Below are 26889 nucleotides of genomic sequence, written 5' to 3' on the forward strand. Positions count from 1 at the left end.
ACCCGTTTTATCAGTCAGGAATACATTAACCAATGAGTCTGAGTAAATCATCACGGGCCGGCAAGGCAGTCATTGCGCCTTTCTGGGTTGTTGCCAGACCACCACAGCAATTTCCCCAGGTTACAGCATCAATAATGGTTTCCCGGTTTTTCCACTGTTCAAATTCAGATAGACGGCAGAGCATGCCACCGACAAATGCATCACCGGCACCTGTGGTATCAACGACATTAACCGAACGGCTCGGAACTTTGATTTTTTCTCCCTGAGTGACGATCAGAGTGCCTTCTGCACCGAGTGTGATCACCACTAAAGGAATCGAAAACCCGGCCAGAGCCTGAATACCTTCTTCAATTGTTTCTGTCCCGGTCAGTAAAGTGAGTTCTTCTTCTGAAAATTTGACAACATCAGCCAGACGGACAACTTGCATAACCGTTGGGATCATTTCTTCAGGATTCAGCCAGACTTCTTCCCGCAGGTTCGGATCAAAACTGAAAGAGCCTCCGGCTTGTTTGATCTGCTGAATTGCTGCAATTGTCGAACTTCTGCTGGGCTCATTTGCCAGAGCAATTGAACAAACGTGTAACCACTCATTCTGGTGAAACTGTGGAATATCGGCAGTGGTTAAGAATTGGTCAGCACTGGGTTTTACCATAAAAGTAAAACTGCGTTCCCCGTGATCATCTAAATCAACAACGACAGTCGAAGTTCGTTGTGCTTTATCAAGATACAGATGTTCGGTATTGACGGATTCTTCACTAAGAGTTTGGCGCATAAATTTACCCATCGGATCAAAACCAACCCGACCGAAGAAAGCACTTTTCCCACCAAGCCGAGATATTGCAACTGCAACATTTGCTGGTGCTCCTCCCGGACATTTTAAATAATGAGATTCTCCGTCAGGAATTAAATCAACAACGGCATCTCCGGTTAACCATATCATATTCACTGTCATATCTCCTGTGTATTTTTCAGCCTCTATTTTACCTGATCTTACCCGGATGATCACGAATTTCATGATAAGATTGTTATTATTTTTTATATATAAATATCAATTAATTACATGTTTTTCTGTCGGTGGTTTTAAGCCTGTTTTAATCTGTGATAACGGTGTTTTTTTAAGTGTTTCTATACAATAATAATGCTATTTTTTCAGTTGTCTTTCAATTGAATTATATGTTTTTGGTAAGGTTTAAATTATATTTAAATTATTATTTTTCACTTTTTTGTTTGTAATTTTATATTATATTTTGGGGTTTGATTCTATGAAAAATATTATCTTATATCCTCGTTATGCATGGATAATCCATTAGTATTAATAATGTTATTTGACCATTTATTGCATATTTATAATGATTTATTTTTATAATGAAATGTATTGCATGGTTTTTATTCGAATAATTTGAATATGAAAGCCAGAGATAATGAATGTTGAATGAGGCTGGCTTTCCCTATAATTCATTCAGATGGTGACAGAGAGTGAGGGGAAACCGGATGGGAAAGCTGATTGAAGGTATATGGCATGATGTTTGGTATGATACAAAAAGTCAGCAAGGGCGTTTTATCCGTGAAGATGCCGGGTTTCGTCACTGGATAGAACACCGGCCTGATGCAGTGTTTCAACCCGAATCCGGTCGCTATCATCTCTATGTTTCTCTTGCTTGTCCGTGGGCGCACCGTACATTGATTTTTCGTGAACTGAAAGGACTGAGCGAACATATTGATGTGACCATTGTCTGCCCTGATATGATGTCTGAAGGATGGACATTTGGTATTCCCGAACCTTTGTTCGGCTATCGGCGTTTACATCAGATTTATACCCGGGCGAAATCTGATTATACCGGTAGAGTGACTGTTCCTGTTCTCTGGGATAAGCAGACCAGTACGATTGTCAGTAATGAGTCTTCTGAAATCATCCGGATGTTCAATCATGCATTCGATCATATCACCGGGAATTCACTGGATTTCTACCCTGAATCTTTACAGGCTGCGATAGAACAATGGAATTCATGTATTTACCCGAATGTGAATAATGGTGTCTATCGTTGTGGATTTGCAACCAGTCAGGATGCCTATGAAGAAGCTTATGAGTCGTTATTTGAGACACTGGATAAGATCGAGACACATCTGGCCGGAAGCCGTTATCTGGTCGGAAATCAATTAACAGAAGCGGACTGGCGATTGTTTACGACACTGATCCGGTTCGATGCTGTCTATGTCGGACATTTCAAGTGTAATAAGAAGCGGATTGCGGATTATAAGCATTTGTCCGGTTATCTGAGAGAGTTATATCAGACTCCGGGAGTCCAGGAAACGACCGACTTTTATCATATTAAGCGGCACTATTATTTTAGCCATACCGGAATCAACCCGACGCAGATTGTTCCCATCGGCCCCGATTTAGACCTGCTTTCGCCACATGGCAGAGAATATTTAGCCGGTGAACCATTGCAGACATTGTGAGTTTATAGCGAATAGAAAGTTATAAAAAAGCCCTTCCAGTTCAGGTAAGGGCTTTTGTCTATTCTATGGTCAGGAAAATTATTGCTGTTCCTGTCCTGCCTGGATTGCTGTCAGGGCGATGGTGTAGACAATGTCATCTACCAATGCACCACGGGACAAATCATTCACAGGTTTGCGCATACCTTGCAGCATCGGGCCGATAGAAACCAAATCAGCCGAACGTTGTACTGCTTTATAGGTTGTATTCCCTGTATTCAGATCCGGGAAGACAAAGACGGTTGCTTTTCCTGCTACCGGAGAATTCGGTGCTTTGGATGCTGCAACGTTCTCCATGATTGCTGCGTCGTACTGAAGTGGACCGTCGATGATCAAATCAGGACGTTTTTCTTTGGCGATACGGGTTGCTTCACGGACTTTATCTACATCAGCACCCTGACCAGAAGTTCCGGTTGAGTATGAGATCATGGCAACACGTGGTTCGATTCCAAATGCAGTTGCAGAATCAGCCGACTGAATCGCAATTTCAGCAAGTTGCTCTGAGTCTGGATCCGGGTTGATAGCACAGTCACCATAAACCAGAACCTGATCAGGAAGCAGCATGAAGAAAATGGAAGAAACCAGAGACGCATTTGGCGCAGTCTTGATTAACTGAAGTGGTGGACGAATGGTATTCGCCGTGGTGTGAACCGCACCGGAAACCAGTCCGTCAACTTCGCCTTTTTCCAGCATCATCGTACCCAGAACCACAGTATCCTGGAGCTGTTCCCGGGCAACAACTTCGGTCATGCCTTTATTTTTACGCAGTTCGACCAGACGTTCGACATATTGTTCACGGGCTTCGCTTGGGTTGATAATTGTGATACCGCTTCCCAACTCGACACCCTGCTGTTTGGCAACGCGTTTGATGTCATCAGGATGACCAAGCAGAACACACTCGGCAATGCCACGTTCCGCACAGATCGATGCTGCTTTCACTGTCCGTGGTTCATCACCTTCAGGAAGAACGATGCGCTTATGAGCCCGGCGGGCGAATTCAGTCAACTGATAACGGAAGGCTGGTGGACTCAGACGACGAACACCTTGTGTCCCTTCGGTCAGAGAATCGATCCATGGGCCGTCAATATGGCTGGCAACATGCTCATTCACAAACTCGATCCGCTCTTTATCATCTGCCGGAACTTCCAGACTGAAACTTTGCAGGTTCAGCGAAGTCTGCCAGGTATTTCCCTGTGCTTTGAAGATAGGCAGACCGGATTCAAATGCTGGCCGACACAGGTTCATGATTGTGTCTGGCATATCGTAACCACCGGTGAGCAGAACTGCACCGATATCGACACCATTCATTGCTGCCAATGCCGCAGCAACCATGACATCCGGACGATCAGCAGAAGTCACCAGCAGAGATCCCGGTTTGAAATGCTCAATCATATTGGGTAGTGAACGGGCACAGAAAGTAATACTTCTGATCCGGCGAGTCTTGATTTCACCTTCATTAATGATTTCTGCATTCAGGTGTTTCGCCATATCGATCGCACGAGTGGCAATCAAATCAATCCGCCATGGAATACAACCCAGCACTCTGATTGGGCTGGAGTTGAAGATTTGCATGACTTCAAGATTGGTCTGTTTCGCCTTATCGCTATCATCGAAGATCTCAGACAGATCCGGACGAGTCCGGCCATCTTCATCAACAGGTGCATTGAGTTTGTTGATGATCACACCGGAAATATTGTTGTTTTTGGTTCCACCAAAGTTTGAACAGGCAACTTCAATCCGTTCTTTCAACTGGGTTGGGTTGTCAGTTCCTGGTGTAGCAACAAAGACGATTTCAGCACCCAGAGTTTTGGCAACTTCTGCGTTAACCTGGTTGGCAAACGGATGCTTACGTGTTGGAACAAGACCTTCAATCAGAGTGACTTCGGAGTCTTTATTCACCTGATTATATCTCTCCACGATTGTTTCGAGGAGAACGTCCATCTGTTCGCTACCAATCAGCGTTTCAACCTTTGACATCTGCATAGATTCAGCGATTTTAATATCACTGCTTGAACTTAAAATTGCTGAAGTCAGATCAGGCTGGTCTCCGCCGTGACGAGGTTGGGCGATTGGTTTGAAAAAAGAGACCTTAACACCTTTGCGCTCCATTGCGCGGATTACCCCAAGACTGACGCTGGTTAAACCAACACCGGCACTGACAGGGATCAGCATAATAGTACGAGACATGAGTAGAGTACCTTTAGCTATCGATTGCAATACAACTGAAAACTTGATTGCAGAAAGGAACAAAGCTTAACCGATATCAATTGTTAAGCCCCAGAACAAAACTGGCTAACTCAATGAGTTAGCCAGTGTGTCATTACAGACCTGCGAGTCTCGCAGTGTCTTCGGCGATGACCAGCTCTTCGTTGGTAGAGATGACCATGGCCGGAATACGGCTGTCTTCGGTTGTGATTGAACCTTCACCACCGAAACGGGCTTTCAGGTTGGCTTCATTATCAACATGAATACCGAAAATACTTAAACGGTTTAACACCATTTCACGAATTGGTGCTGAGTTTTCACCGATACCACCGGTGAATACGATCGCATCAAGACGACCATCCAGACTGGCAGTATAACCTGCAACATATTTAGCCAGACGATGGCAGAATACGTCCATCGCACGGGTTGCATCTTCTTTTGTTCCGTAGTTGTCTTCAACATAGCGGCAGTCAGAAGTGACTTCGGTCAGGCCAAGCAGTCCTGATTCTTTAGTCAGCATCGTGTTGATTTGCTCAACAGAGTAACCAAGTGCGTCATGTAAATGGAAAATGATTGCCGGGTCGATGTCCCCACAACGGGTTCCCATGACCAGACCTTCAAGTGGTGTCAGTCCCATTGATGTGTCGACAGACTGACCGTTTTTGATTGCACAGACTGAAGCACCGTTACCCAGATGGCAGTTGATGATGTTCAGTTGATCGGCTGGTTTACCCAGACGCTCTGCTGCTTCACGGGCAATAAACAGGTGAGAAGTACCATGCATGCCGTAGCGACGAATACCATGCTCTTTATAGAGCTTATATGGCAGGGCATACAGAAATGCTTCTTCCGGCATGGTCTGATGGAATGCTGTATCAAAAACAGCAACATTTTTCAGGCTTGGGAATGCATGCTGTGCGGCTTTAATACCGATGATGTGTGCTGGGTTGTGCAGGGGTGCAAACGTTGCTGATTCTTCAATTCCCTTCAGAACGGAATCATCAATCAGAGCTGATTGGGTAAACTGTTCGCCACCATGAACAACACGATGACCGATAGCTGCCAGATTGTCTGCCAGTTCAGGTTTAGACGCGAGGATGGTTTCAACGATAAAAGCTAAAGCTTCTTCATGGGCAGCGCCATTTCCTAGTTGTGCTTCGTGCTTACCATCCAATTTCCATTTGATACGAGCTTCCGGGAGGTGGAGACATTCAGCAAGACCTGTGAGATGCTCATTACCATTTTCTGCATCTACGATCGCGAACTTAAGAGAAGAACTACCGCAGTTTAAAACTAAAACTAGCTTTGACATGAGTAACTACCTGTATAATCGGTTTAGATAAAAATCGGTTTCCAAGAATAATATGACAAAGAGGGTCATAAACTAATCCTGGTCAAACAAACATCAACTTACGTCTACCTATCGTGATTGACTTAAAGGTTACACGCTTTATTATCGCCTAAGTAAGTTTCAAAGTTGCTTAAATAAGAAATCAAGGCAACAATGATAAAAAGGCGCGCAAAGGATAGCGATGTTCTGCCATTATAACAAAAAAATTTGAACAAATATTAATTTCGGACAAAATTTTACGGGATTAGTTGAATTTTTCAATTATTCTTATAGTTTATCTGCCAGTGAGTGAGAAATGCCTATGAGCCATAACGCAGGATTGATCCATAGTCTGAGAGATGGACAAAAGTACATGGATATCTGGCCGATGCGTAAAGAATTGGCCCCGATATTCCCCGAACAGCGGATCATTAAAGCGACTCGCTTTGCTGTGAAAGTGATGCCGGCCGTTGCGGCGATTAGTGTGCTGACTCAGATGACTTTCCATAACAGCGGAGCAATGCCTCAGGCGATTGTTATTGCTCTGTTTGCAATCAGTCTTCCTTTACAGGGAATATGGTGGTTGGGAAACCGGGCTAATACACTTTTACCGCCATCTCTGGCAGGCTGGTATCGTGAACTACACCAGAAGATTATCGAAACGGGTTTTGCGTTAGAGCCGATTAAGGCGAAGCCCAGATATAAAGAGCTGGCACTGGTACTCAACAAAGCATTTCGCCAGTTGGATAAATCAGCGTTGGATCGCTGGTTTTAATTTTTTGCCATATCCATTCTACTATTTCATAGCTTTTTACAGTGAAGGTTATGATACTTATTTTATATTTGCACCCTGCCTGTTTGTGATTTATGTATATATCTATCACTATTTATTCTTCTGACCTGAAGAAGGCGTAAATCATGCTTCCCTTTACTGTAACTTGCTGGTAATAATGTTGTCCATTGCGGCCAGTAACGCAGTAATAACAAGTTAAATACATTAAACACAACATTAAACACAACATTAAACACAACATTAAACACAACATTAAACACAACATTAAACACTTAATGCCTTAGATTTAAGGAGTCACGATGAAAGCAGGAAAACTTGTAGCTACAGCAGTCCTTGCCGGAGCAGCGCTCATTTCCTCAACCAGTATTATGGCGAAGACTGCAAAAGTCGCGGTGTCACAAATTGTGGAACACCCGGCTTTGGATGCAACACGTCAGGGTCTTCTGGATGGATTGAAAGCGAAAGGATACGTTGAAGGGAAAAATTTAGAATTTGAATATAAGACAGCACAAGGTAATCCTGCAATAGCAGTGCAGATCGCCAGACAGTTTGTCGGAGAGCGTCCCGACGTTCTGGTTGGCATTGCCACACCGACAGCTCAGGCTTTAGTTTCCGCAACCCGTTCTATTCCTATCGTTTTTACTGCGGTAACCGATCCTGTCGGGGCTAAACTGGTCAAGACAATGAAGCAACCGGGGAAAAATGTTACAGGTCTGTCAGATCTGTCTCCGGTAAAGCAGCATGTTGAGCTGATTAAAGAACTGATGCCTGAAGTTAAAACCATTGGTGTTGTGTATAACCCGGGTGAAGCAAATGCTGTCAGTCTGATAGAACTGCTCAAGCAGAGTGTCAAAGAAAATGGCCTGAAACTTGTTGAAGCAACCGCACTGAAAAGTGCTGATGTTCAGTCTGCAACCCAAAGTATTGCCGCCAGATCCGACATTATTTACGCCTTAATCGATAATACGGTTGCCAGTGCGATTGAAGGAATGATTGTGGCTGCTAATCAGGCTAAAACTCCGGTTTTTGGTGCCGCAACCTCTTATGTTGAGCGGGGAGCAATTGCCAGCCTTGGTTTTGACTACTACCAGATTGGTGTTCAGACAGCTGATTATGTCGCTGATATCCTGAATGGGAAAGAGCCGGGTTCAATCGATGTCACTGTTGCGAAAGGCTCAGATCTGGTGGTGAATAAAACTGTCGCCGATAAACTGGGTTTTACAATTCCTCAGTCCGTTCTGGACCGTGCAACAAGTATAAAATAATCAGAACAATAAACGGGCTGGGTTACCAGCCCGAAACAAATAAGCAGAAAGGGAGTGTGTAATGTCTGCTTTTGCCTTTTTTGGTGCTCTGGAAATAGGGCTGATTTACGGATTGGTTGCTCTGGGTGTTTATCTGACATTCCGGGTACTCGATTTTCCGGATTTAAGTGTGGATGGTAGTTTTCCTATGGGGGCAGCGGTTGCTGCAACTGCAATTGTTGCAGGTATCAACCCCTGGGTCGCGACAGGATTGGCAATTATTGCCGGAGCCGTGACCGGATGGGTAACCGCTTTTCTGACCGTTCGTTGCGGTATTTTAAATTTGCTGGCGTCGATTCTGACGATGATCGCCGCTTTTTCGATCAATATTCGTATTATGGGACGTCCGAATCTGGCTTTGATTGGTGAAGATACGATTCTGACACCATTTGAAGCGATGGGCGATCCGATGTATGTCCGCCCGTTGGTTGTCGGTGTGTTGGTTTTACTTTCCGCATTGTTTATTGTTCGTCTGCTGAACAGTGATTTCGGTTTGGGGCTTCGGGCGACGGGCGTCAACGCACGCATGGTCGCAGCTCAGGGAGCCAGCACTGCATTTTATACCTATTTCGGGCTGGCGCTTTCGAATGGTTTTGTCGGTTTTGCCGGGGCTCTGTTTGCACAGACTAACAGTTTTGCTGATGTGACCTCCGGAGTCGGAACCATCGTTGTCGGACTGGCGGCGGTGATTCTGGGTCAGACATTGATTCCGGGAAGAAGAATATGGGTTGCCGTTGTGGCAGTGATTCTCGGTTCGGTACTGTATCGTCTGGCGGTTGCATTTGCACTCAGTTCAGGGATGTTTGGGTTACAGGCCTCGGATCTGAACCTTGTTACGGCCGTGTTGGTTGCCATTGCTCTGATCATGCCGCGAATGAAGAAAAAGATGAAATCTAATCGTGCCGGAGGTGCCGCATGATTCGGCTGGAAGATATACAGGTTACTTTTAATCCCGGAACTATTCTTGAAAACCGGGCATTGAGAGGTGTTTCTCTGACCGTTCCTGAACATCAGTTTCTGACGGTAATCGGTTCAAACGGCGCTGGGAAATCAACTTTGTTGGGGGCCGTGACGGGAGAAACCCCGATGGCCGGCGGTAAAGTGTTGATTGATGATACTGATGTTACCCGGCGTAGTGTGGATCAGCGTGCTAATTTCTGTGCGCGTGTTTTTCAGGATCCACTGGCTGGTACCTGTGGTTCGCTGACGATCGAAGAGAATATGGCTTTAGCCTATAAACGGGGAAGCCGCCGGAGCTGGAAACATGCTCTGTCTTCCAAACGGCGTCAGTTATTCCGTGAGCGTATCAGTATTCTGGGACTGGGGCTGGAAGATCGTCTCGGCGATAGTATCGGCCTTCTGTCCGGTGGGCAGCGTCAGGCGGTGAGTCTGGTTATGGCGACACTGGCAGAGAGTAAACTGTTGCTGCTGGATGAACATACGGCAGCACTTGATCCCCGGATGGCAGCATTCATCATTGAGCTGACCAACAAGATAGTGAAAGAGTTTAACCTGACGGTGATGATGGTGACTCATTCGATGAAAGATGCTCTGGCCTGTGGCGACAGAACGGTAATGTTGCATCAGGGAAAAATTGTACTCGATGTTTCCGGCGAGCAACGTCGGAATATGGATGTCCCGGATTTGCTGGAGATGTTCTCAAAAGTCAGAGGCGAAGAGTTAGCTGATGATAGTTTACTCCTGAGTTGATTGAGTTCTTCTCGAAATTCTGAACTCAAATGACGCGCAGCTATCGCGCGTCTTTTTCGTTGTCAGAGATGAAATCAGATGATTAAGATGAGTTTATTATATTGAGAATTCTCACAGTATTTAGCTTTGATAACAAAGGAGCTGCCACGCTTTATTGAATATATCGATTTATTTCATGTATGATGCGTCAACTTATCATTAGAAATGTTAATTAATATGAGAAAAATTCTGTGTTTAGTTCTGGCTGTCTTTGCTCTTGTCGGTTGTGCTTCGACTTCTTCACAAAACCGCTACATTACAGTGCAGGATAATGTGGTTTCAGCAGCACCATACAATACTCAAATTGTCTTAGCTGATGGATTTGTGTTAACGAATCAGGAAGAGAGCAGTGAATTTAAGGAATTTAGTAACACGACAACGACTAAAGGAAACGTCATAACTAAAGTAATGGTGTTTGCCAATGATCGGGGTATTAAAGTCGCTATTTTCGATAAAACAACAGTACCGGCCGGCTCTTACTGGATACCTAAGTCTCATCTGATTAATGATAAATATGCAAAATCAACTTTTTATCACGCAGGCAATAAGTATTATATTTGGCAGTGTAAGAATAATGGTTACACCACAGAAGGTTATATGACAGCGGTTGGACGTTATAAGCTGGGAATATATGTCACTTATCCGGATGACATGGATGTGAATATCGATGATGTCCTGACTTTAACCGAGATGTAATGGGTTAACTCCAGAGAAAAGTGCGTTGAGATGACGCACTTTTTTATGCATACCGCAAAGCATTTACATTAGTTTCATATAATAAAAATCAATTCTTATTATCTTTTTATATCAAATTTTGATATAAATTTGCGCTTTCGAATCTCAGTTGTTTTTCTTTGTATTACGCTTAAAAGAAGAACCCAATGATGAAGTGTATAACCGGAAATGAAGAAACAGTATGGTGTAAAGGGGATACTTTTAGCTCCGCTCATTTTTGCTGTGGCACTAGTGGCTCTGCTGTTTGAAGGGCACATCAGTCAATTGGATCGGGAATTGGATGATGAATACGAAAGGATTGGACGGGAATTCTTTCGGGCATCCAAAATGCTGACCATTCTGGATTACAGTTTCAACAACTATATTAAAGTCCGTCAGTCACTGAGACTGACACATACCCGACAGATTGTGAATGGCGTTTGTCAGATGCGGCCGAAGCTGAATACTACAGCGGCGGATGGTGATGATGTTAATTCACAACCGGTCAATCCGAAATATATTATTGTCGGAGATGAGGCGCTGTGTGACAGAAGCAGTGCATTATACCATGATGTCGGGTTCCGAATTGCGTTGGCTCCGGTTATCTCATTTCTGCATGACTTGGATGATTATCTGATTGGCGTTCATTACATCGACCCGTCGGGTTATGTTATTTCCTCTCCCGAGACTCTGACCGTCAAGATGACGCCGGAAGTGCTCCAATTGATTAAGTCTCCGGATTGGGAAGTTTATCAGAATCTGAGTGAAGAACGACCGATTAAAGTCCGGGGACCGATTGTCTTCCGGGAAATCCAGTATAGTGAACCACTTCTGTCTCTGATGTTGCCTGTTTATGCCAATCATCAGTTTGAAGGTATGATTTCACTGGATATTCTGCTCAAAAAACTACTCGGGTCTAACCGGCGTTTTGCCGGGAAGCTGAATATGATCGATACCCGCGTGGCTCAGTTGCCACCGGATGCCTACCGTGCTTTTCACCTCAGTGAGCCCGGAATCTTATTCCACCATTCAATTTATTACAGAATGAGCTGGAAAAACGAACTGTACCAGTTTGTTCATATGAAGAAGAATATGCTGTTCATTGTCGCGGCGATGTATGTGCTGGCTGTCATGTTATTCCTGTTTATGAATACCCGCAGTGCGAAATCCTATTATGAAGGTCTGGCGGTCCGGGATCCATTGACAGGTTTGCGTAATCGGCGTGGATTTGAAGCTTTTCTTGAAAGTAAACAACATCAGTCTTATGTGGCGATTGCCATGTTTGATATTGATGATTTTAAAGCGATTAATGATAGTTTTGGTCACGATGTCGGGGATGATGTCATCCGCTATGTCGGTGACCAGGTCCGGTGCCATATCCGTTCTACTGATACCGTTGCCCGTTACGGTGGAGAAGAATTTGTGCTTTATCTGACTGCAGAACATGAAAGTCATCTTAAGGCAACACTGCTCCGGGTTAAAGAAGAGTTGTGCAATGAGTCCGATATGGTTGTGGAGAAGGGGTTTACGATCTCCGGCGGGGTTGAGATTATTGCCAGTTCCGAGCTTAATGATATCGATGCAATTCTGAAATCAGCAGACAAGAAATTATATGCTGCGAAAGCAAGTGGGAAAAATCAGCTGATTTTCTAGAACGTGTGGGCCTTTCATGATCCGATGATTAGCTTACGCTGATTCTCTCAGTAGCTCGGACTGATGACGGGTAATCTGTTCAACAATCGGTTCTACTGTGGTCTGCGTCCGGATCTCCCGGAATAAGGCATTGGCCTGAGGATAAGCCTGTCGCAGATAAGAAAACCACTGTTTGACCCGGTTCGGATAGTACTTACTCTTATCTCCAGTGACTTCACAACGGGAATAAACCAGCAGCAGCTCAACAATCTGAGGCCAGGAGAGTGGCGCATGGTTATGTTTGATGATATTGCCCAGATTCGGTGTGTTCAAGGCGCCACGGCAAACCATCAGACTGTCTACACCGGTGACCTCGGTGCACCGTTGTGCATCGACCGCATTCCAGATTTCGCCATTGGCGATCAATGGCAAGGCTGTTTTCTGCCGGATCTGCTGAATGTATTCCCACTTTATTTCACTGGCTTTGTAGCCTCCGGCTTTAGTGCGGGCATGGACCGTCAGTTCATTCGCGCCAGCCTGTTCAATCGCATCAACGATCTCAAAGCAGTCTTGTGGATTCTCCAGTCCCAGCCGGATCTTCGCCGAGACAGGGATTTGTCCGGGAACGGCTTCCCGACAGGCTTTGACAACCTGATAAATCAGCTCCGGAAATTCTAAAAGCGCTGCGCCGCCTTTGCTTTTATTGACGGTTTTAGCCGGACAGCCGAAGTTCAGATCAATACCATGGGCACCAAGTTCAGCGGCAAATGCTGCATTTTCAGCCATCCAGTCCGGATCTTGCCCCAGAAGCTGAATATTGACAGGAACACCTGAACGGGTTCTGGAACCGTGGCGTAGTTCGGGACAGAGGCGATAATATACGTGTTTAGGCAATAGCTGATGTACCACCCGGACAAATTCTGTCACACACAGGTCGTAATCATTCATTTCTGTCAGTATTTCCCGCATCAGGTGATCGAGAACACCTTCCATCGGACCCAAAACTATACGCATAAACTTCCGCTCTTTAATCAGGACGCGCGATTGTAATTGGCTCTGTCGCAAATGTCACGCCGGAATATCTCCGGGTGTGTTATTGTTTTTTCTTCCGGGTATAATGCCCGATTGCTGAAAAACGAAGAACAGAAAAACGGAAAAGAAGTACCATGACTTATCAATTGCTGAATGTAACTGCGTTGCCGACGGAGGAATCTCCTCTTTTTGTCGAAGGTGCTATCCTTGCGGCCAATATGGCATGTCAGCCCCTTGAAGCCAGATTATGGATGTCGGCACTGATTTCTGAAGAAATCACAGAAGCAACAGAACAGGCGTTAACTGCTCATTATCAACAACAGTATTCAGCATTGCTTGGTAACCAGTATGCAGTCGGTGATTTTCTGGATGTGGCGAACCGGGATGAGTTGGCTGATTTTGCTGAAGGATTTATGGTGATATGGCCGCTTCCTGAACAGCATTGGCAGACAGCCTCTGTGTCTGACGGTACGCAACGGATGCTACAGGCATTGCTGACGACGCTGATGCTGGCGATTGATGAATCAGCGACTCGTCAGCAAATGCAGGACGCCGGTGTTGAAGAACCCCCGTATCTGGCGGATATGGCGGGCCATCTGGATATGATGATCCATGAAGTTGCCTGTGCTGCCGATGAACAGCAGAGCGGGGCTCAGGCGCATCGGGTGAATCCGTATAAGACTGTGGGCCGAAATGATCTCTGTCCGTGTGGCAGTGGTAAAAAATTTAAACAGTGTTGCCTGATCTCCGGTTAATTTATCTGATGTGTTTTCAGATGTGATTCTGTATTTTTTCAACATATTCATGACAAAAAGCCGAAAATAATGGTCTATATACCCAAGTAACCTCAAATGCAGAATTCAGAGTGTTTTTAATCGGCGTCATTTGGGTCTATCCATCAATATCAGTAAAAGTTTGTTCAGAAGCGGAGAACACATGAAAAAGATTTTTACCCTATTTGTATCTGTTTGTATGGTCTGTAGTTTTTCAGTGCTGGCGGATCCGAAAGATGAATTAAGTTCAAGACTTGCGCTAAACGAAGGATTCAGTGCCCATTTCCAGCAGCAGGTGCTCAGCCCTGATGGCGAGATGGTTTCTCAGGGGGAAGGGAAAGTTGATATTGCCCGCCCGAGTCTGTTCCGCTGGGAAACCCTGACTCCGGATGAAAATCTGCTGGTATCGGATGGTACAACGGTCTGGTATTACAATCCTTTTGTCGAACAGGTGTCTATTTATAACCAGGATCAGGCAACCGAACAGACGCCTTTTGTTTTACTGACCCGGAATCAGAAACAGGATTGGGAACATTATCGCGTTTCTCAGCAAGGCGATGAATTTACGCTGGTACCGGTTGAAACCGATAGCGGGCAAGGCGAATTTCACATCCGTATTGACGCGAAAGGAGTTGTGAAAGGCTTTGATGTAATTGAACAGGATGGACAGAAAAGTTTATTCTCTTTTCAGCAAATTAAGCTGAAACGGCCAGATAACAGTTTGTTCAGCTTTAAAATTCCCGCTGGCGTGGAAGTTGATGATCAGCGCCAGTAAAACTAACGGATAAAGAGTCATTGTGGATAACTATAGTTTGGATTTTTCAGGGGATGAAGATTTTCGTCCTCTGGCTGCAAGAATGAGGCCGCAACAGATCGAACAGTATATCGGTCAGCAGCATATTCTTGGTCCGGGTAAGCCGCTACGCAGAGCGCTGGAAAGCGGTCATCTTCATTCGATGATTCTCTGGGGTCCTCCGGGAACCGGCAAAACCACACTGGCAGAGCTGGCTGCAAACTATGCCAATGCCCGGGTTGAACGGGTTTCTGCGGTGACTTCCGGGGTGAAAGATATCCGGGCGGCTATTGAACGAGCCCGGGAAAATAAACTGGCTGGCTTTCGTACCATTTTATTTGTTGATGAGGTTCATCGCTTTAATAAATCCCAGCAGGATGCTTTTCTGCCGCATATTGAAGACGGAACCGTTACCTTTATCGGAGCGACAACCGAGAATCCTTCGTTTGAACTGAATAACGCACTGCTTTCCCGTGCGCGTGTCTATAAGCTGACTTCACTGACGGCTCAGGACATTGCCGGCGCATTGCAACAGGCAGTGACTGATGAGTCCCGGGGGCTTGGCGGGATTGAGGCGGACTTTCAGGAACAGGTTTTGGATCGTCTGGCTGAGCTGGTTCAGGGAGATGCCCGTATGGCACTGAACTATCTGGAACTGCTGTATGACATGGCCGGAGAAGATTCTGCGGGTAAAAAGATCATTAATTTATCTCTGCTGGCAGAGGTTGCCGGAGAGAAGGTCGCCCGTTTCGATAATAAAGGTGACATTTGGTACGATCTGATTTCAGCCGTTCATAAATCAATTCGGGGATCGAACCCCGATGGGGCACTTTACTGGTCTGCCCGGATGATATCGGCTGGGTGTGACCCGCTATATATTGCCCGCCGTTTGCTGGCGATTGCTTCTGAAGATATCGGCAATGCCGACCCGAGAGCAATGCAGGTGGCTTTGTCTGCATGGGACTGTTTTACCCGTATTGGTCCGGCTGAAGGTGAAAGAGCGATTGCACAAGCGGTTGTCTATCTGGCCTGTGCTCCGAAAAGTAATGCAGTGTATACCGCCTGGAAGCAAGCACTGACCGATGCCCGGGATGAACCTGAGTTTGAAGTGCCGTTTCATTTGCGTAATGCGCCGACCAAATTGATGAAAGAGATGGGTTACGGGGAAGAATACCGCTATGCCCACGATGAACCGGGTGCTTATGCTGCCGGAGAGCAGTATTTTCCGCCGGAGATGGCCGGAACCCGCTATTACCATCCTTCGGAAAGGGGATTAGAAGGTAAAATCAAAGAGAAACTCAATTATCTGGCTGAATTAGACGCAAAAAGCACGCGAAAGCGCTATGAAAAATAGCTGCTTTTCGTTAATCTCTTATACCCAAGTTGCTTAGGCTATCAGTCGATATGCCGGGCATGCCAAATTTCAGGACGTTTTGCTCTGTTGTTATCAGAATGATGCAGAGCAGGGCGCTATTTACAACATAATTAGCATAGGATTAGCAATGCTGGATTCTAAATTACTTCGCACAGAGCTGGATGAAACAGCGGTAAAACTGGCGCGTCGCGGATTTAACCTCGACGTTGAGACCATTCGTCAACTTGAAGAGAAACGCAAATCGATTCAGGTCGAAGTTGAAAATTTACAATCCACTCGCAACTCCATTTCGAAACAGATTGGTCAGCTGATGTCAGCAGGCGATAAAGAAGGTGCTGAAGCGGTAAAACAGCAGATCGGTTCTCTGGGCAGTGATCTGGACGCACGTAAAGTGGAACTGGAACAGATCCAGAAGCAACTGGAAGATATTGCACTGTCTGTCCCGAATATCCCGGATGATGCTGTTCCTGATGGTCTGGATGAAGATAGCAATGTTGAGGTTTCCCGCTGGGGTACGCCGAAAAGCTATGACTTTGCCGTAAAAGATCATGTCGATTTAGGTGAAATGGGTGACGGACTGGATTTTGCCAGTGCAACCAAAATTACCGGTGCCCGTTTTATCGTGATGAAAGGTCAGTTTGCCCGTCTGCACCGGGCGATAGCTCAGTTTATGCTGGATCTGCATACCGAGCAGCATGGTTACATGGAAATGTATGTACCGTATCTGGTGAATGCCGATACGCTATACGGAACAGGGCAATTGCCTAAGTTTGGTAAAGATCTGTTTCATACCGAGCCGTTGGCAGAAAAAGTGAATGATGAAGAACCTCGTCGCCTGTCTCTGATTCCGACGGCTGAGGTGCCGCTGACAAACTTGGTGCGCGATACCATAACTGATGAGTCTGATTTACCGCTGAAGATGACGGCACATACGCCATGTTTCCGTTCTGAAGCTGGTTCTTATGGCCGTGATACGCGTGGATTAATCCGGATGCACCAGTTTGATAAAGTAGAACTGGTACAGATTACCCGCCCTGAGGACTCAATGAATGCACTGGAAGAACTGACCGCGCATGCAGAGAAAGTACTTCAGTTACTCGAACTACCTTACCGTAAAGTGATTCTGTGTGCCGGAGATATGGGTTTTGGTGCTCGTAAAACTTACGATCTGGAAGTCTGGGTTCCGGCACAGGAAACCTACCGTGAGATTTCATCCTGTTCAAATATGTGGGACTTTCAGGCGCGCCGGATGCAGGCCCGTTTCCGTCGTAAAGGTGAGAAAAAACCTGAGCTGGTCCATACCCTGAATGGTTCTGGTCTGGCGGTTGGCCGGACAATGGTAGCGATTCTGGAAAATAATCAGGAAGCTGACGGACGGATTGCCATTCCTCAGGCGCTGCAAAAATACATGGGTGGGTTGACTCACATCGGATGAAAATCTCTGTGCTCACAGTAAGTAGTAAGTAGTAAGTAGTAAGTAGGAAACCGGGATGTTTATTCCCGGTTTTTTTATGACTCAGTCTATCGCTTCGGCATATGGTTGTCGCTGTTCCTCTTCCTGAGCAAAGCTGATGACTTCAGTACAGAGTCTCTGATCGAGATAATAAATCTCTTCAAGGGACACCGGTTTAGAGATCAGATATCCCTGATAAAAGCGGCATCCTTTCTGGTGGAGTATTTCAAGTTGCTCCTGATGCTCCACTCCTTCTGCTACAACCTGATAACCATAAGCATGTGCAATAGTTATCATCGATTCAATGATGGTAAGATTCCCACTTTCGTAAATCCTGCTGACAAAACTGCGATCGATTTTAATTTCATCCACCATGATTTTAACCAGCTGATTGAATGAGGTATAACCGGTGCCGAAATCATCCAGAGAGACCTTGCAGCCCATTTGCCGGAGTTTGTTGATCGTTTCTGCACATTGTTGATTGATATCGACGAAAAAGGTTTCGGTAATCTCCAGACAGATACGGTTGGCTGCAATTCCACTGGCCGTGAGGCGGGACTGGAAAAGTTCGGTAAACGATGAATCCAGTAGTTCTTTGGCTGAAATATTAATGGAAAGGACAAAATCATCCGGCAACCGGGTTTGATTCAGTAATATCAGACATTGCTCAATCACAAAGAAATCAATTTCCCGGATTAATCCAGTTTTTTCAGCTATCGGAATATAGATCTCCGGAGAAATCTCTTTCAGGTGAGTGTGTCGGGAACGGATTAATGCTTCAGCACCTGTAATCCGGTTTTTCCGGATATCGAAAATCGGCATAAAGACGAGATAGAACAGCTGATCGGTCAGAGAATCCCGGATATAACTTTCGATCGCTGTTGATTGTTCGGCTGCTGCGTGAATTTCCCGGTTAAATAGCTGCAGCGTCTGGTGACTTCCCCGGATTGATTCAATCGCATGTCGGGCACGGTTTATGGATCCTGAAGGGTCAATATTAGAATGAGCTTCTTCGGTAATACCGATTTTGATTTCCAGCCGTAGGTGGCCGATCCCGTGGATGTCCTTTCCGGCAAGAAAGTGAGCAGCCAAATGCTGTTCCGTTATCTCATCAAATCTGTTGCTGGTCAGAAGCGCCATTTCTTCGTTATTCAGACGGGCATAAATACACTGGGAATGGTCTAGGTATTTGAGAACATCTTCATTCGTTTCTTTCACCAGCCTGTAGGCGACATCCGGACCAAAGTGTTTTGTCAGGTTCTGCCAGTTCAGAATTTTAATGAGATAGAGTGTTGCGGGTTTGCCGTAGAACTTAACCTGCTCCTGTAAAAAACCATTGTAATTCAGTACGTCGGAGCCTGTTTCATAGTGGGCCTGCCGCCTGACTTTTTTGAGTAAATTGTTTTTCACCCACAAATAGAAAACAACGAAAACACCAATAGTAATCTGCCAGATATAGGCAAGGAGTCTGTTTAAGTCCTTACTGTTGAGATAATAGCCTTTTGCATCCAACTGACTGACGACGATCTGATAGTTACCGGGATGAAGGATAGGAATATCATTGACATAGAGTTCAAGGCTGACAATTTTAGAAAAGTCCTTACTGGCTTCCTCATAGGAGATGTTATACAGATCTTCCCACCAGGTTTCGACTTTAAAGCGTTCCAGAGGAACATTCTTTTCTCCGGTTGCCCGAAAACGGACGGCGTGAAATTTAATGTCGGCATTCTGATAAGTCGGCCAGGCATCGGGGTGGAATAGTCCTTTTACAACCAGCCGGACCCGCTGGTTAAATTCAGGTGCATCCGAGGTTGCGATAGCATTGATGTTCAGATGGTCGATATGTTCAAAAGACATCACCTGATCTTGCTCCGGTTGGAGCGGAAATAGTAGTCCGAAGCCACAGAGTACCTGCTGATCGGTTTTGGATACATTGCATGTGAGTATCACCCGGTGATTGTCGCGCCGGGCCTGAACGTGGTGTCCGGATGTATCGGTAGTATAAAGTGTCGCCCGATCCTTGTTGAGAATATCCACGGTATATTCGTTCAGTGACGAGTACGAAAAGAGTAATGCAGCCGATGTGAGAATCACGATAGCTACAAAGATAACCTGATAGATTCGAAATGCCTGATAGCGATTTAGCTCTGATATCATTGAGCGACACATGATTAAAATAAAGTAGTGAGCGCAGGTTGTATCATTTCTGATAAATTATTTCCAATGAATCTCGGTGATTTTGTTAAGCAAGTGTGTTCATATTTTAACGTGTGCCTTATCAGCTCGTTGATTGCCCGTATGAAGTGCTGATATGCTTCTTTTTGGTGCATCTGATGACGGGCTACTAAAGCTAATCTATTGTTTTTACGTCATATGAAAGTTGGTATATCTTTTGCTTTTCTTAACGAACAAACAAAATATAACGAAATAGCACAGATAACATTGCTAACAACGTCGCAGGCAAGGGCGCCTTACTCCGGGAGGAGTGAGGCGCTTTTTTATTATCAGGGCTGAAAACCATCACAAAAGCTCGATAGCCCCGATGAACTTTATGCGGAATAAAGCAAGGAAATGATCATGCAAAAAGAAGGTATCCAGTCAACTTGCCCGTATTGTGGTGTCGGGTGCGGTGTCCTGACTCAGGGACAGCAAATCATCGGTGATCCGAACCATCCGGCAAACTGCGGTGCATTATGTGTGAAAGGCTCCGCTTTACAGGAAAGTCTGGTTACTCCGGCCCGGCTGTTATATCCGAAAATGGGTAAAAGCGAAATCAGCTGGCAGCAGGCAACCCATGAGATTGCTACCCGGATCCACACCAGTGTGCAGCATTATGGACCGGATTCTGTCGCAATGTATGTTTCCGGACAGTTGTTGACCGAAGACTATTATGTTGCCAATAAACTGATGAAGGGATATGTCGGCTCTGCCAATATTGATACCAATTCCCGCTTATGTATGTCTTCGGCTGTTGCTGCACATGTGAGAGCTTTTGGTGAAGACGTGGTTCCGGTGAATTATGAAGACATCGACGATGCTGATTTATTGGTGTTGGTCGGTGCAAACAGTGCGTGGACGCATCCGGTTCTTTTTCGCCGGATTCAGCAGGCAAAGCAGCGTAACCCCGACTTAAAAATGATTGTTATTGATCCCCGGAAGACGGTGACAGCAGAGCAGGCCGATCTGCATATTCCATTAGCAAATGATGGTGATGTCTTATTATTTAACGGATTATGCCGTTATCTGCTCGACCGGCAGCTCACGGATGCTTCATTCGTCCGGCAGCATACACAAGGACTTGATGCGCTTTGCGCAGAGTTGTCCCACCACCGCTATCAACCGGAACAGGTTGCTGGTGCGTTAAATATACCGCAAAGCGTGGTAGACAAGTTTTACCAGTGGTTTGCTGAAAGTACCCATGTGATGACCCTGTTTTGTCAGGGAATCAATCAGTCTCAGTCCGGTGTAGATAAAGGAAACGCCATTATCAACACCCATCTGTTAAGTGGAAAAATCTGTCGGCCGGGTTGTGGCCCTTTTTCTCTGACCGGGCAGCCGAATGCGATGGGAGGACGTGAAGTCGGCGGTCTGGCAAATCAACTGGCAGTGCACCGGGGGTTTGATGATGAATCGATCGCACGGGTTCAGCAGTTCTGGAACTCGCCCGTGATTGCAACACAACCGGGACTGAAAGCCGTTGAACTGTTTCGTGCAGTGGCGCGCGGAGATATTAAAGTATTGTGGATTATGGCAACTAATCCACTGGTCTCGATGCCGGACAGCGACTTCATCCGGCAGGCGCTCAAGCAATGTGAGTTCGTCATTGTGTCGGACATGACCTCCGGGACAGATACGGCTGCTGATGCTGATCTGCTGTTGCCTGCTGCCGGATGGGGAGAAAAACAGGGAATGGTAACGAACTCCGAACGGTGTTTGTCCCGTCAGAGGAGGTTTCTGAATACACCCGGAGAGGTTAGACCGGACTGGTGGGCGGTGAGTCAGGTCGGACAGCAATTGTGTGAACTGATGGATGTTTCCAATGGGTTTGACTTTCTGTCTGAAAATGACATCTTCCGCGAATATGCCGCTCTGACTGAGATTAACCGGGGAACCCGTTATCAACTGGAACTTTCTGCTCTGGCTGCATTGAGCGATGCTGAACTTGAACAGTGGCAGCCAACCCGTTGGCCGCTGGACCGGAGTCATCCTTATCAGAACAGACACTTTTCTACTGAGGACGGCCGGGCTAATCTGGTGGTCACTCCGGCTCCGGATATTCAGCCTTCTTCCGGCTGGTGGCTCAACACGGGACGTCAACGGGATCAGTGGCACACGATGACCCGAACCGGGCATGTAGCTAAGCTGGCTGCCGGAGAACTTGAGCCAACTCTCTATATGAATTCAGGATCCGCTAAAGCCCTCGGACTTCAGGAACATACAATGGCCCGGTTATCGATGTCCGGCGAGGCGTGGATCTGGGGCAAGGTGGCGATCGATGAAGGATTACAACCCCGGCAACTCTTTATGTCAATGCACTGGGCCGGGGATTATGGTGGTGCATCTCAGGTGAACCGGGTTGTCCGGGCCGATTATGATCCGCTTTCCGGACAGCCGGCATTTAAGTCGGGATCAGTCATGATTCAGCCTGCACCAGTTACTCACTATGGTCTGACGGTCGGACACGCTCACTCCATGCCAGTGTGCGAGTATCTGTCGATGCAGCGTGAGAAAAAGGCAACTGTCTGGCGGTTTGCGACCTCGGAGCGTTTGTGTAAGACCGTACCGGATGTAAAAAGCGGAGAGCGGGTGCTGACATTGGATCAGGAACAGGGCTGGATGAAAGTAGCGCTGAGTCAGTCTGCGCAGAGTAATATTTTACAGGTTCGGGGAATTACCCTGATTTCAACACAACCGATTATTCAGGACTATCTCAGTTATGTGGCGTTGATTGATCAGCCACTGGATTTAGCAAAACTGTTGGCATTGAGCCATTCTTCTGTCAGCCGGACTGTCTGTAGCTGTTTCCGAGTCACGGAACAACAGATTCAGCAACAATTGCAGAATCAGAAAACGCTTTCTCTGGAAGCCCTGCAAGACCATTTAAAATGCGGTACTAATTGTGGTTCCTGTCTGCCTGAAGTGAACAAACTGATTGCCTCTCATCAGCAATCGATTGATGTTGTAACCGTGGAATGAAAGAGGGAAGCGAGATGAACTCAGCCGTTAAACCATATATTGCACGGGAAGTCTGTGATGATCGCTTTAGTGTCCATGAGCAGTTGTATCAGTTACGACCATCAGCAATACCCGCTTCAGGAGATTCATCTGGTTATTCTACAGAACAACAGGGCCATGTTTATCTGGTCGGTGCCGGACCCAATGATCCGGATCTACTGACCGTGAAAGCACTGAAGCTGCTGCAACAGGCAGAAGTGCTTGTCTACGACCGGCTTGTCGGGCGGGATATTCTGGAACTGGCTCATCCGGATGCTGAGTTGATTTATGTCGGTAAACGTTGCGGGCAGCCGAGTCTGAGCCAGGAAATGATTAGCCAGTTGCTGGTTGATTATGCCCGGCAGGGAAAAATTGTGGTCCGTCTGAAAGGTGGTGATCCGTTCATTTTTGGCCGGGGTGGGGAAGAAGCGTTACATTTGGTGGCAAACCAGATCCCATATGATGTTATTCCGGGGATCACAGCAGCAATCGGTTGTGCATCCAGTGCGTTGATTCCATTAACTCACCGACAGGTTTCACGCAGTGTTACGCTGATTACCGGCCAGGTGGTGACCGGCGCACTTCCCGCATGGGCAGGATTAGTTGCCGGCGGACAGACACTGGTTTTTTATATGGGACTGGAGCAGGCTCAGGCAATTCAGGACGGCTTGTTATCCGCCGGTTTGTCACCACAAACGCCGGTGGCGATTATCGGTAAAGGTTGTAGTCCTGCTCAGGAAGTGCACGAATTTGAAATTTCTCAACTCAAAAGTAAAGCCGAACAGCTGGCGGGTTTAAGCCCGGCATTGATTATTATGGGAGAAGTTGTCAGACTTCGGGAGCAGTTATCCCGCGATATTATGTACCCGGAGATTCTCGCTGAAACTGCATCTTGAAATCATTTGGGTATTATAATACCGGCATAGATACCGGTTTAAATTTTGAGGATGTAGATGAGTAGCATACTGGAATGTATCCGCACTGTCGGGCGTGGAGAGCGTGGACGCCGCCCGCTTACTTTTGAACAGGCCTATCAGGTTATGGACGAATATCTGGCTGGCCAGATTGACGATGATCAGATGGCGATGCTGATGATGTTGATCCGGGTTCAGAATGAGACCCGGGAGGAAATTGCCGGATTTGTCCGGGCTTTTCAGTCGAGAGTTCCGAATCTGGGAGCAACTTATGACTGGCCGTGTTACGCGGGGAAACGGGCTTCTGCCGGAAAACCCTGGCATTTGCTGGCAGCTAAAATTCTTGCCGGACAGGGCGAGAAAGTTGTTCTGCATGGTTTTCATGAAGCAGGCAACGGTCGGGAACACGCTGAAAACTATTTGCAGGCTGTTGGTATTTATCGTGCTGACAGTGTGGCAGACGCTCAGGAATCTCTACAGACACAATCTATTGTTTATCTGCCGCTTGAGGCTTTTGCTCCACAGGCTGCCCGAATGCTGGCATGGAAAGCCCGTTATGGTCTGCGTACTCCGGTCAATACAGTGGTCCGGGCACTCAATCCCGGTGGCGCTGAATTCGGCATCCGGGGAAGTTTTCATCCCGGCTTTCAGCAGTTACACGCGGAAGTTGAGCACTCAGTCGGTCATCCCGGTCATGCCGTGATTTCTTTTAAAGGAGTTTCCGGGGAGTCGGAATACAATCCCAAAGTGAGTCAGACGGTTTGGCTCAGCAGTGAACAGGGTGTTCAGTCATTTTACTGGCCGGAGCAGTTTCTTTCCGACTTACCGATTCCGAATACCTGTCCGTTGGGTACTCCGGCAGAAGAGATGACACTGATGGCCAATGCGGTATTATCGACTCTGGCAACCATGCTGTTTACCCGTTATCAGGATCGGGAAAAAGCCTTTGCGGAAGCGTTTGCATATTGGATGGCATACTGCTCCGATGATTGCTCATTTGTCTGAGTAAGAAGCTTTTATTTAGTGATCTGTTACCAAAAATTCAATATGATGAGACTGATTTAACATTCTTTGTGCCTAAATGAAGTGACCCATTGGGGGTTTATGGTGATTTGGGTATCAGTCTGGGTTGTATATATATGTATTTTTGGAGAGATGATGAAGTTTACTCATTACGACCTTAATCTTTGTGAGCGGGGACAGAAAGTAGAAGTTACTTTGAAGAATAATACCGCCAATGTACTTCTGTTAGATGATTCCAATTTTCAAAAATACAAGAAACGTCGTGATTATAAATATAATGGCGGGCATATGACGGATACAGTCAGCATGTTACTGATTCCATATTCCGGGCACTGGCATGTGGTTGTTGATCGCGGTGGTTATTCAGGTACAGTCCAGTCAAGTGTGCGTGTGATTCCGCTGTAAAACATTTCAGCACATTAATCAAAAGATAAGGGAGGCTCAGCGATAGGTGAGCCTCCCTTATTCACTTAACCAATCAGACCTTGCTTGGCCAGATATTCATCATAGGTTCCGTGGAAATCACGTACACCATCTTTGGTGATTTCAATGATGCGTGTTGCGATCGAGGAAACAAACTGACGGTCGTGAGAAACAAACAGCAGGGTGCCTTTGTAGTTTTCAAGAGCCAGGTTTAATGCTTCAATCGACTCCATGTCCATATGGTTGGTTGGCTCATCCATCAGCAAAATATTAGGCTTTTGCATAATCAGTTTGCCAAACAACATCCGTCCCTGTTCTCCACCAGAGATTACTTTCACCGATTTCTTAATATCATTTTGTGAAAATAACATCCGGCCAAGGATACTGCGCACGGTCTGCTCGTCGTCACCTTCTTTTTTCCATTGCCCCATCCAGTCCATCAGATTCATTTCATCACTGAATTCGTGGGCATGATCCTGAGCATAGAAACCGATGTTGTTATTTTCCGACCATTTGATTTCACCGGCCATTGGTGCCATGACACCAGCCAGTGTATTCAGCAGGGTTGATTTACCGATCCCGTTCTCACCGATAATCGCAATGCGTTCCCCGACTTCCACCATGAGACTGACATCGCTAAACAGAATATTATCGTCATAACCCTGTTTGAGTCCGTTCACTTCAAGGGCATTGCGGAACAGGGGTTTTTCCTGTTCGAAACGAATAAACGGAGACTGACGGCTTGAAGGTTTAACTTCCTCAAGCTGAATTTTTTCAAGCTGTTTCTGACGTGAGGTTGCCTGCTTGGCTTTTGATGCATTGGCTGAGAAACGGCTGACAAAGGTTTGCAGTTCAGCAATCTGGGCTTTTTTCTTGGCATTATCGGCATGCAGACGTTCACGTGCTTGCTCTGCTGCAATCATATATTCATCATAGTTACCGTGGAACAGACGCAGTTCACCATAATCCAGATCAGCCATATGCGTGCAGACAGTATTCAGGAAGTGACGGTCATGCGAGATAATGATCATGGTGCAGTTGCGGGCCAGCAATGTTTGCTCCAGCCAGGAAATGGTATGCATGTCCAGGTTGTTGGTCGGTTCGTCAAGCAGCATGATATCAGGTTCTGCAAACAGAACCTGAGCCAGTAGAACCCGCAATTTCAGGCCCGGAGCAATTTCACTCATCAAGCCAAAGTGCTGCTCTTCAGGAATTCCCAGTCCGAGCAGTAATTCACCGGCACGGGCTTCGGCAGAATAGCCATCCATTTCGGCAAATTCTGTTTCGAGATCACCGACTCGCATACCGTCTTCATCTGACATTTCCGGTAACGCATAAATACGATCCCGTTCTTCTTTGACTTCCCACAGCTCTTTATGGCCCATGATGACAGTGTCAATCACGGAAAAGGCTTCAAAAGCAAACTGATCCTGCCCAAGTTTTGCCATCCGCTCATTGGGATCCGTGGCTACCGTTCCAACGGATGCTTCCAGCTCTCCACTCAGAATTTTCATAAAGGTGGACTTGCCACAACCGTTCGCGCCGATAAGACCGTAGCGATTACCGTGACCAAATTTGATCGAGATATTTTCAAATAATGGCTTGTCGCCAAATTGCATGGTGATGTTTGCAGTTGATAGCACAGGAAATCCCAGGTTGGATGGTA

General features: G+C 46.3%; 21 protein-coding genes. 15 read left to right on the forward strand and 6 right to left on the reverse strand.

Annotated elements, in window-relative coordinates; genetic code table 11:
- Positions 1 to 25: 25 nt before the first annotated feature.
- A complete protein-coding gene (locus OCU74_RS06325; protein WP_200807634.1) occupies positions 26 to 946 on the reverse strand; it encodes an aminoimidazole riboside kinase in 921 nt (306 codons plus the stop codon).
- Between the two features lie 545 nt (positions 947 to 1491).
- On the opposite strand from OCU74_RS06325, the gene OCU74_RS06330 reads away from it, so the two are divergent.
- Positions 1492 to 2460 carry a glutathione S-transferase family protein gene (locus tag OCU74_RS06330; RefSeq protein ID WP_087478929.1) on the forward strand — a complete coding sequence of 323 codons (969 nt, stop codon included), beginning with the start codon at positions 1492 to 1494 and terminating at the stop codon, positions 2458 to 2460.
- 78 nt (positions 2461 to 2538) lie between these two features.
- Here OCU74_RS06330 and pta read toward each other — a convergent pair whose 3' ends face one another.
- Both pta and OCU74_RS06340 read right to left on the reverse strand, forming a co-directional pair.
- Positions 2539 to 4683: a phosphate acetyltransferase gene (gene pta, locus OCU74_RS06335; protein ID WP_087478930.1), complete on the reverse strand. Its 2145-nt coding sequence runs from the start codon at positions 4681 to 4683 to the stop codon at positions 2539 to 2541.
- 133 nt (positions 4684 to 4816) lie between these two features.
- A complete protein-coding gene (locus OCU74_RS06340) occupies positions 4817 to 6013 on the reverse strand; it encodes an acetate kinase (protein WP_087478931.1) in 1197 nt (398 codons plus the stop codon).
- 340 nt (positions 6014 to 6353) lie between these two features.
- On the opposite strand from OCU74_RS06340, the gene yfbV reads away from it, so the two are divergent.
- The 6 genes from yfbV to OCU74_RS06370 all read left to right on the forward strand — a co-directional run bounded on the left by yfbV (position 6354) and on the right by OCU74_RS06370 (position 12244).
- The gene (gene yfbV, locus OCU74_RS06345) at positions 6354 to 6806 is read left to right on the forward strand and encodes a terminus macrodomain insulation protein YfbV (protein WP_087478932.1); all 453 of its coding nucleotides are present in this window, start codon (positions 6354 to 6356) and stop codon (positions 6804 to 6806) included.
- Between the two features lie 317 nt (positions 6807 to 7123).
- Entirely contained in the window at positions 7124 to 8089 is a 966-nt protein-coding gene (locus tag OCU74_RS06350; protein ID WP_087478933.1) for an ABC transporter substrate-binding protein, read from the forward strand.
- 61 nt (positions 8090 to 8150) lie between these two features.
- The gene (locus tag OCU74_RS06355; protein WP_087478934.1) at positions 8151 to 9047 is read left to right on the forward strand and encodes an ABC transporter permease; all 897 of its coding nucleotides are present in this window, start codon (positions 8151 to 8153) and stop codon (positions 9045 to 9047) included.
- Complete coding sequence (locus OCU74_RS06360; protein ID WP_087478935.1) at positions 9044 to 9838, forward strand: ABC transporter ATP-binding protein; 795 nt, start codon at positions 9044 to 9046, stop codon at positions 9836 to 9838. The genes OCU74_RS06355 and OCU74_RS06360 overlap by 4 nt, the downstream gene beginning before the upstream one ends.
- 216 nt (positions 9839 to 10054) lie before the next feature.
- Positions 10055 to 10573, forward strand: a complete 519-nt coding sequence (locus tag OCU74_RS06365; protein ID WP_087478936.1) for a putative periplasmic lipoprotein — start codon at positions 10055 to 10057, stop codon at positions 10571 to 10573.
- A gap of 207 nt (positions 10574 to 10780) precedes the next feature.
- Positions 10781 to 12244: a sensor domain-containing diguanylate cyclase gene (locus tag OCU74_RS06370; protein WP_087478937.1), complete on the forward strand. Its 1464-nt coding sequence runs from the start codon at positions 10781 to 10783 to the stop codon at positions 12242 to 12244.
- Between the two features lie 33 nt (positions 12245 to 12277).
- On the opposite strand, the gene dusC is transcribed toward OCU74_RS06370, so the two are convergent.
- Positions 12278 to 13237: a tRNA dihydrouridine(16) synthase DusC gene (gene dusC, locus OCU74_RS06375; RefSeq protein ID WP_087478938.1), complete on the reverse strand. Its 960-nt coding sequence runs from the start codon at positions 13235 to 13237 to the stop codon at positions 12278 to 12280.
- Positions 13238 to 13389: 152 nt separating this feature from the next.
- Between dusC and OCU74_RS06380 the strand changes: the two genes are divergently transcribed.
- The 4 genes from OCU74_RS06380 (at position 13390) to serS (ending at position 17631) form a co-directional block, all read left to right on the forward strand.
- Entirely contained in the window at positions 13390 to 14010 is a 621-nt protein-coding gene (locus OCU74_RS06380; protein ID WP_087478939.1) for a YecA family protein, read from the forward strand.
- A 181-nt stretch (positions 14011 to 14191) separates the two neighbouring features.
- The gene (lolA, locus tag OCU74_RS06385) at positions 14192 to 14803 is read left to right on the forward strand and encodes an outer membrane lipoprotein chaperone LolA (RefSeq protein ID WP_087478940.1); all 612 of its coding nucleotides are present in this window, start codon (positions 14192 to 14194) and stop codon (positions 14801 to 14803) included.
- Positions 14804 to 14825: 22 nt separating this feature from the next.
- Positions 14826 to 16175 (forward strand): replication-associated recombination protein A, encoded by a 1350-nt coding sequence (locus OCU74_RS06390; RefSeq protein WP_087478941.1) that lies wholly within the window; start codon positions 14826 to 14828, stop codon positions 16173 to 16175.
- Between the two features lie 148 nt (positions 16176 to 16323).
- The gene (gene serS, locus OCU74_RS06395; RefSeq protein ID WP_087478942.1) at positions 16324 to 17631 is read left to right on the forward strand and encodes a serine--tRNA ligase; all 1308 of its coding nucleotides are present in this window, start codon (positions 16324 to 16326) and stop codon (positions 17629 to 17631) included.
- Positions 17632 to 17712: 81 nt separating this feature from the next.
- Here serS and OCU74_RS06400 read toward each other — a convergent pair whose 3' ends face one another.
- Positions 17713 to 19806 (reverse strand): EAL domain-containing protein, encoded by a 2094-nt coding sequence (locus tag OCU74_RS06400; protein WP_159457364.1) that lies wholly within the window; start codon positions 19804 to 19806, stop codon positions 17713 to 17715.
- A 420-nt stretch (positions 19807 to 20226) separates the two neighbouring features.
- Here OCU74_RS06400 and OCU74_RS06405 point away from each other — a divergent pair, with 420 nt between their 5' ends.
- The 4 genes from OCU74_RS06405 (at position 20227) to OCU74_RS06420 (ending at position 25205) form a co-directional block, all read left to right on the forward strand.
- Entirely contained in the window at positions 20227 to 22845 is a 2619-nt protein-coding gene (locus OCU74_RS06405) for a nitrate reductase (protein ID WP_087478944.1), read from the forward strand.
- 14 nt (positions 22846 to 22859) lie between these two features.
- Positions 22860 to 23759 (forward strand): uroporphyrinogen-III C-methyltransferase, encoded by a 900-nt coding sequence (cobA, locus tag OCU74_RS06410; protein ID WP_087478945.1) that lies wholly within the window; start codon positions 22860 to 22862, stop codon positions 23757 to 23759.
- Between the two features lie 57 nt (positions 23760 to 23816).
- Positions 23817 to 24782, forward strand: coding sequence for a glycosyl transferase family protein (locus OCU74_RS06415; RefSeq protein WP_087478946.1), 966 nt, complete (start codon positions 23817 to 23819; stop codon positions 24780 to 24782).
- Between the two features lie 150 nt (positions 24783 to 24932).
- Complete coding sequence (locus OCU74_RS06420) at positions 24933 to 25205, forward strand: DUF1883 domain-containing protein (RefSeq protein WP_159457365.1); 273 nt, start codon at positions 24933 to 24935, stop codon at positions 25203 to 25205.
- Between the two features lie 65 nt (positions 25206 to 25270).
- Here OCU74_RS06420 and OCU74_RS06425 read toward each other — a convergent pair whose 3' ends face one another.
- The gene (locus OCU74_RS06425; protein ID WP_087478948.1) at positions 25271 to 26866 is read right to left on the reverse strand and encodes an ABC-F family ATPase; all 1596 of its coding nucleotides are present in this window, start codon (positions 26864 to 26866) and stop codon (positions 25271 to 25273) included.
- Positions 26867 to 26889: the final 23 nt, after the last annotated feature.

The sequence above is a fragment of the Vibrio mangrovi genome (assembly GCF_024346955.1).
GTDB classification, from domain to species: domain Bacteria; phylum Pseudomonadota; class Gammaproteobacteria; order Enterobacterales; family Vibrionaceae; genus Vibrio; species Vibrio mangrovi.

Excerpts from the sequence above, each read along its gene's own strand:
- OCU74_RS06340 (WP_087478931.1), bottom strand. The coding sequence starts at position 6,013 with ATGTCAAAGCTAGTTTTAGTTTTAAACTGCGGTAGTTCTTCTCTTAAG.
- pta (WP_087478930.1), bottom strand. The coding sequence starts at position 4,683 with ATGTCTCGTACTATTATGCTGATCCCTGTCAGTGCCGGTGTTGGTTTA.
- OCU74_RS06380 (WP_087478939.1), top strand. The coding sequence starts at position 13,390 with ATGACTTATCAATTGCTGAATGTAACTGCGTTGCCGACGGAGGAATCT.
- OCU74_RS06420 (WP_159457365.1), top strand. The coding sequence starts at position 24,933 with ATGATGAAGTTTACTCATTACGACCTTAATCTTTGTGAGCGGGGACAG.
- OCU74_RS06405 (WP_087478944.1), top strand. The coding sequence starts at position 20,227 with ATGCAAAAAGAAGGTATCCAGTCAACTTGCCCGTATTGTGGTGTCGGG.
- OCU74_RS06415 (WP_087478946.1), top strand. The coding sequence starts at position 23,817 with ATGAGTAGCATACTGGAATGTATCCGCACTGTCGGGCGTGGAGAGCGT.
- serS (WP_087478942.1), top strand. The coding sequence starts at position 16,324 with ATGCTGGATTCTAAATTACTTCGCACAGAGCTGGATGAAACAGCGGTA.
- OCU74_RS06350 (WP_087478933.1), top strand. The coding sequence starts at position 7,124 with ATGAAAGCAGGAAAACTTGTAGCTACAGCAGTCCTTGCCGGAGCAGCG.
- OCU74_RS06365 (WP_087478936.1), top strand. The coding sequence starts at position 10,055 with ATGAGAAAAATTCTGTGTTTAGTTCTGGCTGTCTTTGCTCTTGTCGGT.
- OCU74_RS06400 (WP_159457364.1), bottom strand. The coding sequence starts at position 19,806 with ATGATATCAGAGCTAAATCGCTATCAGGCATTTCGAATCTATCAGGTT.
- OCU74_RS06355 (WP_087478934.1), top strand. The coding sequence starts at position 8,151 with ATGTCTGCTTTTGCCTTTTTTGGTGCTCTGGAAATAGGGCTGATTTAC.
- OCU74_RS06330 (WP_087478929.1), top strand. The coding sequence starts at position 1,492 with ATGGGAAAGCTGATTGAAGGTATATGGCATGATGTTTGGTATGATACA.
- dusC (WP_087478938.1), bottom strand. The coding sequence starts at position 13,237 with ATGCGTATAGTTTTGGGTCCGATGGAAGGTGTTCTCGATCACCTGATG.
- OCU74_RS06370 (WP_087478937.1), top strand. The coding sequence starts at position 10,781 with ATGAAGAAACAGTATGGTGTAAAGGGGATACTTTTAGCTCCGCTCATT.
- yfbV (WP_087478932.1), top strand. The coding sequence starts at position 6,354 with ATGAGCCATAACGCAGGATTGATCCATAGTCTGAGAGATGGACAAAAG.
- OCU74_RS06360 (WP_087478935.1), top strand. The coding sequence starts at position 9,044 with ATGATTCGGCTGGAAGATATACAGGTTACTTTTAATCCCGGAACTATT.
- cobA (WP_087478945.1), top strand. The coding sequence starts at position 22,860 with ATGAACTCAGCCGTTAAACCATATATTGCACGGGAAGTCTGTGATGAT.
- lolA (WP_087478940.1), top strand. The coding sequence starts at position 14,192 with ATGAAAAAGATTTTTACCCTATTTGTATCTGTTTGTATGGTCTGTAGT.